Source organism: Ewingella sp. C233, from assembly GCF_055407225.1.
Window position 1 is genome coordinate 167,131 of sequence record NZ_JBUZRI010000005.1, and the last position, 13,070, is coordinate 180,200.

A 13,070-nucleotide genomic window follows, 5' to 3' on the forward strand; every position below is an offset into this window, starting at 1 on the left:
AAAAATCATGGGAACTATGGTCAATCTGTGCGCAACGGCGGGGCTAAACTTCAAAAATGCAACAGTGTTTGTTATATTATCGCCTATTGACGTTCATCGTTCTGGCATTTTCCACCGCCAGCTTACCCTAAGAACTTCGTCTCTCAGGACAATGACATGTTAGATTTTCGCTTTCCGACAGCAATGCAAATGGTACTCAGCGTCGCCGTAGCCGAAAAGGTGGGCATACGCTCCACCAGTGCGGTTCTTGCCGCCAGTCTGGAAGCTAACCCGAGCTTTATCCGCAAGCTGATGGTCCCGCTGACCCGCAGCGGCATTATTGTATCCACGCTTGGCCGAACTGGCTCTATCCATCTTGGCCGCCCGGCGAATGAAATTACCCTGCGTGATATTTACACCGCCGTCATTGATGATAAACGCATCTGGGCAGCCCGTCCGGAAGTGCCGGCACGTTGTCTGGTGAGTGCTAACGCCTGCTGGTATTTCAAATCGGTAGTGAGTGAAGCGGAAGAGGCGTCGCTGGAAGTGCTGGCGCGTCACACCGTGGCGGATGCACTAGCGCAGTTCGAGTGTAACGACAAACGCATTTGCACCGGTGACGTGCAGGAAGCCACGGCGGATAAATAATTCAGCGCCTTGTTTTTCGGTGTACCAATCCATTCAGGCATAAAAAAAGGTCGGGTATAAAACCCCGACCTTTTTGCTTTCTGGCGAACCGTCAGGCAGTCACGGCCTCAGCACGCGCTTTGCGTGTTACCAGATGTCGCAGCGCCACGTAAAACACCGGCGTCAGGAACAGGCCAAACAGCGTCACCCCCAACATGCCGGAGAACACAGTAATACCCGTGACACCGCGCACTTCGGCCCCCGCACCATGCCCTAAGATCAGCGGGATAGTCCCGGCGATAAAGGCAATCGACGTCATAACGATTGGCCGCAGACGCAGGCGACAGGCCTCCAGCGCTGCTTCAACAATGCCTTTGCCCTGCATTTCCAGCTCGCGGGCGAACTCGACAATCAGGATGGCATTCTTGCAGGCAAGCCCCATCAGCACCACTAACCCGACCTGCACGAAAACGTTATTGTCCCCGCCGGTCAGCCACACGCCAAACAGGGCCGAGAGCATGGTCATTGGTACAATCAGGATCACCGCCAGCGGCAGCGTCCAGCTCTCATACAGCGCGGCCAGTACCAGGAAGGCCAGCAGTATGGCCACCGGGAAAACAATCAGCGCCGCATGTCCTTGGGTGGATTGCTGATAACTCAGGTCCGTCCATTGAATATTCATGCCGTTGGGCAGAATTTTTTGCGCCAGTCCGGCGACTTCAGTCATCGCTTCGGTTGATGAGAGCACGCGAGGATCGGCATCGCCGATAATGTCCGCTGCCGGATAGCCGTTGTAGCGGATAACCGGATCCGGCCCGTAGGTCGTGGTGATGTTAACCATACTGCCGATCGGCACCATTTCACCTTTGTCATTACGGGTACGCAGGTTGGCGATGTCTTCGACGCTCTGGCGATAAGGCCCGTCAGCCTGCGCCATCACTTTCCAGGTGCGGCCATAGCGGTTGAAGTCATTGATGTATGACGAACCGAGATAGGTTTGCAGCGTGCTGAACAGTTCGTCCAGCGACACACCCTGTGCTTTCGCTTTATCGCGGTCAATTTTCGCGTCCAGCTGTGGCACGTTGGCTTGATAAGAGGAGATCGGGAAACCCATTCCCGGCGTCTGCATAATGGCACCCGACATGGTATTGATGGCCGTTTGCAATGCGCCGTAACCGAGCCCTGCGCGGTCCTGAACATAGAGCGAATAGCCGGAGCCCTGGCCTAAACCGAGGATTGGCGGCGGCATAATCGAGAACGCAAACCCTTCCTGTAGCTGTGAAATCTTGGCGTTGATTTCCGCATTGATCGATGCCGCGGTGCGGGTACGTTCATTCAGCGGTTTCAGCGCGAAGAACACCGTGCCGGTATTCGGCGTATTGGTGAACTGCAAGGCGTTCAGGCCGGGGAAGGCGATAGCATCACTGACACCGTCAACACTAAGTCCGATCGCGCTCATTTTGCGGATCATGGCATCCGTTCGTTCCAGTGACGCGCCTTCCGGCATTTTCACGCCACCGATCAGATAGAGTTTATCCTGCGTCGGAATGAACCCCCCCGGCACCGCTTTAAACATAAAGGCGGCGGCGCACAGCAGCACCACGTACACCATAAACACTGCACCACGGCGGCTCAGCGCACGGGAAACCGCATGCTGATAGCGTTCAGAGCTCTTGTTGAAGAAGCGGTTGAACGGACGGAACAGCCAGCCGAACAACCGGTCGATGATGCGCGTCGGGATATCTTTCTTCGCGCCGTGAGGTTTCAGCAACAGCGCCGCCAGCGCAGGGGAAAGCGTCAGGGAGTTGATGGCCGAGATCACGGTAGAAATGGCAATCGTCACCGCAAACTGCTTATAGAACTGACCGGTCACGCCGGACAGGAACGCCATCGGCACGAACACGGCGCACAGCACCAGCGCGATGGCGATAATCGGCCCCGAGACTTCCCGCATGGCCTGATGCGCCGCTGCCAGCGGGCTCAGCCCTTCCTCGATGTTTCGCTCGACGTTCTCCACCACCACGATGGCATCATCCACCACGATCCCTATCGCCAGCACCAGTCCAAACAGGCTCAACGTATTGAGCGAGAAACCGAGCAGATAGAGTACGCTGAACGTTCCGACGATAGAAATCGGCACGGCCAGCAGGGGGATGATTGACGCACGCCAGGTTTGCAGGAACAGAATAACCACCAGCACCACCAGCAATACGGCTTCCAGCAGGGTATGGACTACCGCGCTGATAGAATCTCGCACAAATACCGTCGGGTCATAAGGCGCTTTCCACGTCATGCCATCCGGGAAGCGGGTAGCCAGTTCGCCCATCTTGGCACGGACCGCGTCAGACAAGTCGATGGCATTGGAACCGGGTGCCTGGAAGATACCAATCCCCACCGCGTCTTTATTATTTAGCTGTGAACGCAGCGCGTAGCTGCCTGAACCCATTTCGATGCGTGCCACGTCGCGTAAACGCACAATGGTGCCGTCATCACTGGTTTTCAGAATGATATTGCCGAACTCCTCCTCATTTTGCAGACGGCCCTGCGCATTAATAGAGAGCAGGTAGTCACTTTTGGTCGGCATCGGTTCCGCCCCGAGCTGACCGGCAGAGACCTGCACATTCTGCTCACGCATGGCTGCTACCACGTCCGAGGCGGTCAGACCGCGGGAAGCGACTTTATTCGGGTCCAGCCAGACACGCATGGCGTACTCACCGGCACCAAAAATCTGTACCTGTCCGACGCCCGGCAGACGCGCCAGCTCATCTTTCACTTTCAGCGTGGCATAGTTGCTCAGATAGAGTGAGTCATACTTGCCGGAAGGGGAAACCAGATGCACCACCAGCGTCAGGGTAGGGGACTGCTTCTGCGTGGTGATCCCTTGGCGTATGACATCCTCAGGCAACCTCGCCTGCGCCTGCGATACGCGGTTTTGCACCTGAACCTGCGCCTGATCCGGATCAGTACCCGGACGGAAAGTCACGGTAGTCACCAGCACGCCGTCGGAACCCGCAACGGATTTCATGTACATCATGTTTTCGACGCCGTTAATCGACTCTTCCAGCGGCGTTGCCACGGTTTCAGCGATCACTTTCGGGTTGGCGCCCGGATAGACGGCGCGCACCTGCACGCTCGGCGGAACCACGTTCGGATATTCACTGACCGGCAGCAGCGGAATAGAGATCACGCCGCCAACGAAAATCAGTATCGACAGCACCGCCGCAAAAATCGGCCTGTCGATGAAAAAGCGGGAAAAGTCCATAGGTCAGGATCCTGTAAGGCTTATTGGGAAACGGCTGGCGCGGCGTTGGCGGCAATCATCGCAACAGGTTTGGCGTCAACGGCCATCCCCGGCATAAAGACTTTCTGTACACCGTCGATAATGACTCTGTCGCCACTGACTAAGCCTTTTTGCACAATGCGCAGACCGGCGTACTGGCGGCCGACAACCACATCGCGACGCTGGGCTTTACCTTCTTTGTCCACCACGTAAACGTATTTACGGTCCTGATCGGTCAATATTGCGCGGTCGTTAATCAGTGTGGCGTTGAACTGCGGGCTGCCCGGCATCTGCACGCGGGCAAACAGCCCCGGCGTAAAGCGACGTTCGCCGTTGTCGAGCACCGCACGCATACGGATAGTTCCGGTGCCTGAGTTCAGCTGGTTATCGGTGAAATCGACATAACCGGTATGCGGATATCCGTCTTCACCTGCCAGCGCGACTTTCACCGGCAGTTTGGTACCCGGATCGGCAATATGCTGACCGTTGCGCGCCAGTGTCTGATAGCGCAGGAAAGTTTCCTCATCGACATCAAAATAGACGTAGACCTTGTCCTGGGATACCAGCGTGGTCAGCACACTGGCGCTGTCCCCGGCGGTGACCAGATTGCCGGCCGTGATCATCGCGCGGCTGGCGCGGCCATCGATCGGGGCAGTGACCTGAGTGAAGTCCAGATTCAGTTGTGCCATGTCCAGCTGGGCTTGCGCGGCCAGCACGTCGGACTGTGCCTGCGATGCCGCAGATTTACGCTGCTCCCAGATTTCGGTTGAAACGGCTTGGGTTCCAATCAGTTTCTCAGTACGGCCTGACTCGCTGCGAGTCAGGCTAGCCTGATTGCGGGCGCGCACTAACTCTGCCAGCGCCTGCTCGCGGGCAGCGCGGTAAGTACGGTCATCAATGGTGAACAGCACCTGACCCTTTTTCACTTCCTGACCTTCGGTGTAATTCACCTTGTCGATATAACCGGAAACCCGCGGGCGTAGCTGTACGCTCTGCACGGCTTCGATCCGGCCATTGAAATCGTCCCACTGACTGATGGGCTGGGTCACCACGTCCGCGACGCTGACCGCCGGCGCCGGAGGTGGCCCATTTTGCGCCACGCTTTTGTCGCAGCCGCTAAGTAGAGCGACCAACAGCGACACGGCTGAAAGTTGCAGCACCATAAGGGAACCGCGACGGCCCCGTTGAACCAGGGGATTTTGCAGGTTTAGCATTATTTTTATTTCCAGTGAGTAAACCGTCCGAGGCAATACACCCGTTACTGTCATCCGGGTAACGTCCTTTGCCTGAAGGTTTTTTGTCCGAATTGCGTCGTTCACTGACACAACTTTGCTGCGAGAAAAATGGGGAAGTGCTAAATTTAAGGTATCAATGAAAGATACATTAATTCGGAGGGATTGTAGGGAGCGGCTTACCAAAGTGCAAGAATTACTGTTGCACTTTATGTGCTCTTTTTCGGGCAGTGGTGCGGTGAGGAAAATGACTCTACACTGAGATAGGTTTAATGCAACAATAATACTTGCATTTAGAGGCGGATCCCGTCAGGCTAAAAACAGAACAAGACCACTACCCCACATCACTTACGTTGCTGCAAGGCGGGAGAGAGACCATGAAAACGGCTGATTTTATTCACGATTTAACTGACTGGATCGACAGGAACCTCGAAGAGCGGCTGGATATCAACACCGTCGCCGAGCGGGCAGGGTACTCAAAGTGGTACCTGCAACGGATGTTTAAAGAACACACCGGCTCTGCACTGGGTGAATATATCCGTGCAAAAAAACTGAATATTTCAGCTGAAAGACTGGCGAACAGCGGCGAGCCTATCGTCAATGTGGCGATTTCACTGGGGTTTGATTCCCAGCAGTCCTTTAACCGCAGCTTCAAACGTCAGTTTGGACAGACGCCGGGTGACTGGCGCAAAACCCTGCACAGCCAGCCGGAACGCAGTGCCTGCATGTGCAGCTAACGGTTCAGACCCTCGTGTAGCAACGCCCGGCCTCTCCGACCGGGCGTGTTCGTTTTCCATCATTACCCTCAATACAACGTAGACAGCTCTGCCGCACTGAAGTCCTTCAAATTTTCCGTATCCCCTTCCTGAATCTTACGCACCCATTGCGGATCATTAAGCAGCGCTCGGCCCACGGTAATCAGATCAAGCTCCTCTTTTTCCAGCCGGCGAACCAGATTGTCAGACTGGCCGGTTGTGAACTTTCCGCCATAAATGAGGCGACAAATTCGCCGGACAATCCCACTGAACCGACGCTGATGGTGGCAGTGATCTACAGCATGACGGAATTGGGCCGCATGCTGGAAGTTCCCTTTACTGCGCTCTACGACTGGACACAGAGCTATCGGGAAAAGTGGAAGCTGCACAGCGCGCGTACGATGAGAGGGGAGGTGGGCAATGATGGAGGCTGCCAGAGGGTCACGAAAAGTGGCCTACTCAATAAGCAGCTGGTTGCCCTGCCAGGATAGCTGAATGACAGAAGAGGTTGCGGCGCCGCCCGTCGTTTCACCCCCCACCAGAATGAGCTTCTCATTATCCTGAATCGTCACACCGTAGCCCAGCGGCTGCGGCAAGTGGCCCGCCACTTTCCATTGATTATCCGCCAGTGCATAGACTGTCGGCTGCCACTGTTTTTTCAGCCCCTGATGGGCGTAGAGCTGACCGGCATTGAACTGTTTCCATGCGCCGGGAAAATTAGCGCCGCCCGCGACCAGTACCACATCATGGCTTACGCCCGAAAACGCGCCCGCCAGTCCTTCCTGCGTTGCGCCCTTTTCAGCACCGGGCAGGAAGGGTTGCTGTTGCCACGCGAGTGCAGCGCCCTGTTGTTTACCCTGCCATACTGCGGTAGTGCGTAAGCCCGGCTTAATTTCGCCATTAATGAGGATAAGGCTGTCATTGAGAACACTGATGGCGGATCCCGCCGTGCCTGTAAAGGGTACCTGACCGCCATTTCTCCACCGGTTTTTTGCCGGGTCATACATCAGGACATCCCGGTTATAAAAATAATCCGCCACAGGTTTATCGAAGTAGGCATGAATGACGGCATTTTTCTGTGTTTCATCACCTCCGGCTGAAGCGATATCTGCAAAGTAACCGTCGAAAATGGCCTTGTTGACGCCGCCCAGCAGCAGTGCCTGAGCGCCATCGAGCGTGGCGGCGGCGGTTCCGACCAGACCGCGTGGCGCACGCGTCGCCAGCTGTTGCCACTGATTGGTGTGCGGATCAAACCGGTAAACGTCATTCAGCGCCCGCAACAGAGTATCGTCCGCCCGGCTTTTCCCCACGCCCCCAAACACATACAGCTTTCCGCCCAGCGCAACGGTAACAGCCTGTTCGCGCGGCTGGCCGGGAAAATCCGCGATTTTCTGCCAGGCACTGCTGGGTTTATCCGTATCAAGACTGAACCATGACTGACCCGCAGTGCCCAGACCGGCAAATAAACGGTGATCCACGCGCGCGCCGGTACCGTTCTTAAATGGGAGAGGGAAATCCGGATAAGACGCGGCGCTGGCATAAGGCAGGGACATTGCAAATCCCAAGAGGAAGGCGCCAGACAGTATAATTCTGGTATTCCCTTTTTTCTTACCGGGGCAGGGCAGGCGGTTCATCAGCGGTATTCCTCATTAATGGATATTTTTAGCCATGTTGGGAGATAATTTTATGGAATAAAACTCCATTTAATTATCACTAATGGAGTAAAGTTATCAATAAAAGTATTAACCGCTTGAGAATCTGTCAATGCGAAGGGCGTGTAATTGTGATGAAGACGCTTTTCTCTCCCCGGTCATCCGTGACCGGGCAGGAGTCAGCCTTGTATTACCTGCAAAATGCCGCAGAGTTGCTTTTTTTGCTGCGGGCTGATTTCGCGCCCGGCGGAATAACCGGTGTTTTGAATGATGACTTCGTTGAGGGCCACCAGCCAGTCGTAGATGTAAAACGCGGTATTATTGGCGGGTGCCAGCGTCAGTTTGGTCAGGCGCTGGGTGGTGCTCCAGGTTTTCACTGGCTTGGCGAAGATTTTGTGCCCGCGGTTGATGCGGCTGTCCGGGCGCAGTGACTCGTCGATATTGAGAAAACCCAGCCAGGCGACAAAATCACCCATCACGGTCAATGCGCGGGAAACCTGACGATCGGCCTGGCTTTCAGCGCTGGTGCTGCTCAGCGGCGTCTCTTCCAGAATCGTAACCAGTTTACCCACCACATCCATTCGAATACCGGCCGTGATCACCTCTTCAACCAGCATCTCAACGCCCGGTTTGCCAATCCCAAGCAGGTCTACCAGCGGCGCATTGTCGGGCAAGCTGCGCAGATGGTTGACCCAGTGGTGCTGGGCTTTACGGGCGAAATCCGTTTCTGCTGCGACGGGCACGGCCACATCTTCAGTCACCACGTCTTCAACCGGGTCTTCACTGAACAGATCAATGCTGATGCCGATACCAAAGGTTTCAGTGACCGGCGGCGCGGTTGTCCCGGTTTTGTGTAACACCGCCGCGGGCTGTGCGTTGAATGGTTGCAGATAAAGACGGCGAAGTTCTTCGCGTGCAGGCAGCAGACGTTCCAGGAGCTCGCCGTGAACACCGGCGCGGGTTTGCAGCGCTTTTAACAAACTTTCTGCGATACGCTGTTTCTGCGGCAGTTCCTCATCGGTGGCGGGCTGATGCCAGCTTCCCAGCAGATTTTCCGTCAGTTCGCGACGGACTTCATCCCGCTGTTCCGTCAGACGGGCTTGTTTATTTTGCACCGTCACTTCCGTGGTTAACCACGTTGCCATACGTTCGATGCCGCGTTTGTCCATTGCCAACATGGTGCCCCAGGCGTCGCCCGGCGTACCCACATAACGCTGCACGGCCTCGTCGAAATGTTCGCCGTGGGTGATGCGCTGATCAAACGGTGTCAGCGCCCAGATAAGGCCGGGTTTACGGCGGCTGCGTACCTGCGCGTTCTCACCCTGCGTCTGTTTTACCCAGTGATCCAGCGCCTTACCGACCTGCTTCACCGACTCCCGGCTCCCCGCCGCCGTACAGACCATCAACAAATTGACCTGCTGGTTGTCGGTGTAGCGTTCCAGCAGGCAGGCATTTTTAGCCTGTAGCAGGGCAGGTGAGAGCAGGCTGTGCGGGCGGCTCAGGGTTTGCATATCAATATCGGCAGGGAAGGTCAGCAGATCGGCCTGTTCGAACAGGGTTTCCTGCGGCGTAGACATCAGCGGCACCAGCAGTTCCACACTGAGCAGCGCCAGATCCACCAAAGCAATCTCAACCGGTGCGCCTGCTTTGCCGTTTTGCAGCGGACACACCATGACAGTCTGCGCGTCACTGTCTGTTTCGAATTCGCCACTTAACGTAAGCGGACTCATAATACCGTCGGCGGGAAGCAGGTGGTCGTCTACCAGCACGCCCAGCGGCGCGAGAAGCTCTGTGGCACTGCCTGCCTGTTGCAGCGCATGGGCGAAGTGGCGGTAGAACGCGGTGGTATGAGAGGCTTCGCCCCACAGCACCGAGAACAGACGTGCCCGGTCATCGACGCTCAGACAGGGCGCGAGACTGACAGCTGCTGGCCAGAAATGCAGGGCGCGCGGTTTGTCCGCTTTGGCATCAACGCGCGCCATCGCGTCCCACAGGGCCACTACGTCGTCACCGGTCAGCCCGTCAACCGCGTGCGGCTGGCGGTGCATTGAGAGATTCTGAAGGTGGGCGAGGATCTGCTGCTGATCCCACGGGGCCGTGTCATGCGCTGCGCTCAGGGCCGCGATTTTGATAAGCTCTGCTTCGCTGAGCAGCGTTAGTTGCACCGGCCATTTCGGGTCAATGATATCGGCCTGACGGCTGAAACGCGTGATCACACCGCTGGCCTGATCGCCCGGATTAATATGGCTGACATAGTCCAGAATGTGGTTGCCGAGCAGCGTTTCGAGACGACCATTTTCTCCGGCCACCAGGGCGTTCAGCAGATGAGACTTCCCGGCCTGTGACTGACCATAAAGGCCGATTCCGGGATTCCGGGATTCTGAGGTGCTGAGATTCCTGGCTTTATGCCGCTGACGGCGAAGCTTCAGCAGCAGCCGGTCGGCTTCCATATGCAAACGCGGCGAATGTTGACGGTTTTCATCTATCCAGGACATCGCCTGGCTGACGCCCGTCACAATAGACTGAAACTCACCGCTCAGTGGCTGATTTTTTATCGCATTCATTTTTTAAATACGCTCCCACTGTCGATCCAGTAATGGGTGGCACCTGAACCGCTGGCCGCTAACGTATTGAGTTTCAATCGTAAATGTTCCGGTGGAATAGGGGTGCCGTCCTGCAACGCGGCTTCAGCAATTTCAACTTTTTCAGGGCTGTCTGACGCTCCCTCTTTGCTGACTTTCAGTTTCAACGTCAGCACGTTGTCACCGGCAATGCGCCGTGCCAGTTTGTGGTCACTGATGGAAAGCGTATAAAGCGGTGAAGCGGGCCAGCGGTCATTGTCCAGCTGGCGGAAACCCAGACACAGCGGGCCGCGCATCTGGAAACTCACCTGCTGGCTGAGCTGGAAGTCGGGTTGGTCGAGGTCAATATCGTTGTAATAGACGTTTTCCGCCGTCAGGGCATTATTGCTGTCGAGCATCCCCAGATAGCGGATGGTCGAGTAGGGCTGAAAATCACCGGCCTTGAAGTAGAAACTGTTCAGGCGCAGGTCGAGGGAGAGCAGACACAGCATCGCCCCCACGGCGGCAGTGGATTTCGGGTTCTCAATGCGGCCGAGCTTGTTAAACGGATACCAGTCACTGGTGTGATAGCCATCGAGCGACAAAATACGGTTGGCCGGTAACGGCTGTAACAGGCGAAACAGCGCCTGAATACCCGGAAAACGCGAAGGGCGTCCCGTCAGCAACAGCACGTCGCAGGCGTAAAGTGCTACGACTTCGCATAACGAGCGCAGCTGCTGGGTAATGTGCATACGCGGCGATAAAAACTCGGCGTGCAGTTTACTCAGGTTGAGGATCAGCGGCACCTGCAAAAGGTCAAACGGTTCGGCGTCGCTGCGCAGTTCGCGCTGCACTTCGCTGTTGATGTGATCGAGCACTTTTTGCGTCGGCGACTGGCCTGTCATCGCCCCAAAGCGGGTTTCAATTTCGGCACCGGCATCCAGCGGGTCAAAGGTTTCATACGTTTCGAGTATCGCCCGTCCGACCGGCATAAAGATTTGCAGCGTCACCTGCTGGCGCAGAATGGATAAACCGTCCATGCGGCCTTCGTGGCCGAACAGTTTGTCCATCAGCGGTTCCGGATTGGCGATACCGGCTTTTTTCAGCGCGCCCTGCAAGGCGGGCAGTACGTAAAGCTGGATCACATCGAGCAGGATGTCATCCCCCGCGACTTTGAAGCCTTCGCGAAACAGCAAACGCGGCAGGATTTTGACATTATTGCCAACACCGTCATCCAGCCAGTACTGGGTAATGGCTAAATCCGTGGTGCCGCCGCCGATATCAATCGAGGCGATGCGCAGGGTTTTTCCGGCACTTTCTCCGTCGGCCAATTCTTTGTCCGGCCGCGCCATGCTGGCGAAAAAGGCTTCGGTCTTACCGGCAAAATTCACCTGGGATTCGTTATAGAGATAGACCATCTGACCGCAAGTCGCTTCGTCCCACTCCATTTGTACTTTCGGCACCGGCACCCGGCTTCCGGCCTGCTGCTCCGGCGTGTTGAATGCTTCATCAGCCGGGTGCCAGCCCATGGCTTTCCACACTACGCCGATGGCTTCAATCATCCTGCGGCGGAAGATCTCACGTTCGGGTTTGGGCATTGCCGAGGGCAGGGTCAGAATAATGTTACGTAGCTGACGCGGCGCGGTGGAATGGATCATCTTCATGCGCTGGGCAGCGCTGTTGATCTGCATCAGCGCCTGCGCCAGCAGCTCAGAGAGCATAAAGGTCATCACCGAGCTGCGGCTGTAGTGCGGCGAAAACACCGGCAGGCGCTCGTCGGCAGGCAGCGTAAACAGCGGCTGGCCTTCATCATTGAAAAGGAAGGTTTGTGGCAGGGCGGTAGCCGGTGGCTCCTGCGCGCAATGGTGAGTGCTCTGGCTAAAACGCCAGCCCGGCGCGTAACTCTCTTCGTCCCACAAATAACGCCGCGGGCTGGAGAGGCCGGTAGACCCTTCTGTTCCCTGACGCACCAGCGCCATGCGGCTGGCTTCGCGCCCGACGCGCACAATGGACGGCCAGATAAAGGCGTCGTCGCGACCGCTTTCTACCGAGAAATTTTGCTTGCCGAAAGCGGCTTCGGCAAACTCGATGCGGCTTTCGAACAGTTCGTTATAGAGCTTATGGGGTTCGCTGAGGTCGCGGATTTGTAGTTCATAGGTTTGCTTCAGCCCGTTGCTTTCGTCCGGACTCTCTTCGACCAAAATCCCGCAGGTGTGCGAGTTACCGACGTCGAGGATCAAGTCCACGTTGATGGCCGGTTCCTGCAAAGTGCTGGCGCTGATCTTGATCTCCGGCACAGCTAACTGCGTGCCCAACATATCGAGCAGATTAAGGTAGTGGGCCTGATACTCGAATTCGCGCAGCGCGGTTTTGATGTCGCGCGGGTTGCGGTTTTCGCAGCGGCTGGCCTGCTGGCTGAAGACTTCACGCAGCCATCCGTCGACCCAAGTGAGATCAAGAAAGTCGCTCAGTTCGTCGTTATAAAAAGCCAGAGCAAAACTGACGCCGGTTTTGATGTCGTTTTCATTGGGGGCCAGCAGTTCGTTGTCCTGACCTTCGCCATAAACCCGTGTATCGAACGCCAGACTGATCCGGTGCGTATACCCTTCCTGATCCGGCTTATCCAGTGCCAGAATCTGCATCCGTGCCCAGTTGTCCGGGCCGCCGGAGAAATTACGCGGTGGCGTAAAACGCAGGAACGGCAGCGGCAGCCACACCTTTTCCAGCAGTTTCAGCGACTGTTCCAGCGAGAAGCTGGACTCCGGGCGCACCACTTCCACCTGCATACCCGGCACCGGCAGGGAATATTTGCCGGTCAGCGGGTCGTGGTCGAGGCGCAGCAGCGGTCCGTTGGCGCTTTTGCGCACAAATTTATAGGGCAGATCGGCATCGATGTGCGGCGTTAACGCAAAGTCGAGGAACTGAATACCGCTGTTCTGAATCAGCGTAATACGTTGTTTGTAGTCGGTGATCGTCGCCAGCAT

Annotated in this window: 7 protein-coding genes; 2 read left to right on the forward strand and 5 right to left on the reverse strand. The window is 56.4% G+C overall.

All coding sequences use genetic code 11. The features are described from left to right. The first annotated feature begins 156 nt into the window (after positions 1–156). The gene (locus ACZRKO_RS19985) at positions 157–627 is read left to right on the forward strand and encodes an RrF2 family transcriptional regulator (protein WP_463738981.1); all 471 of its coding nucleotides are present in this window, start codon (positions 157–159) and stop codon (positions 625–627) included. Between the two features lie 91 nt (positions 628–718). Here ACZRKO_RS19985 and ACZRKO_RS19990 read toward each other — a convergent pair whose 3' ends face one another. Together ACZRKO_RS19990 and ACZRKO_RS19995 are read right to left on the reverse strand one after the other, a co-directional pair. Continuing rightward, positions 719–3,868, reverse strand: a complete 3,150-nt coding sequence (locus tag ACZRKO_RS19990; RefSeq protein WP_463738982.1) for an efflux RND transporter permease subunit — start codon at positions 3,866–3,868, stop codon at positions 719–721. Positions 3,869–3,888: 20 nt separating this feature from the next. Next, positions 3,889–5,049, reverse strand: coding sequence for an efflux RND transporter periplasmic adaptor subunit (locus tag ACZRKO_RS19995; protein WP_463739052.1), 1,161 nt, complete (start codon positions 5,047–5,049; stop codon positions 3,889–3,891). A 446-nt stretch (positions 5,050–5,495) separates the two neighbouring features. Between ACZRKO_RS19995 and ACZRKO_RS20000 the strand changes: the two genes are divergently transcribed. Then, a complete protein-coding gene (locus ACZRKO_RS20000; RefSeq protein WP_463738983.1) occupies positions 5,496–5,855 on the forward strand; it encodes a helix-turn-helix domain-containing protein in 360 nt (119 codons plus the stop codon). Positions 5,856–6,328: 473 nt separating this feature from the next. On the opposite strand, the gene ACZRKO_RS20005 is transcribed toward ACZRKO_RS20000, so the two are convergent. The 3 genes from ACZRKO_RS20005 to ACZRKO_RS20015 form a co-directional block, all read right to left on the reverse strand. Beyond that, positions 6,329–7,507, reverse strand: a complete 1,179-nt coding sequence (locus ACZRKO_RS20005; protein ID WP_463738984.1) for an N-acetylneuraminate epimerase — start codon at positions 7,505–7,507, stop codon at positions 6,329–6,331. Positions 7,508–7,704: 197 nt separating this feature from the next. Beyond that, entirely contained in the window at positions 7,705–10,089 is a 2,385-nt protein-coding gene (locus ACZRKO_RS20010) for a virulence factor SrfC family protein (protein WP_463738985.1), read from the reverse strand. Then, positions 10,086–13,070, reverse strand: coding sequence for a virulence factor SrfB (locus tag ACZRKO_RS20015; RefSeq protein WP_463738986.1), 2,985 nt, complete (start codon positions 13,068–13,070; stop codon positions 10,086–10,088). Before ACZRKO_RS20015 ends, ACZRKO_RS20010 begins: the two co-directional genes overlap by 4 nt.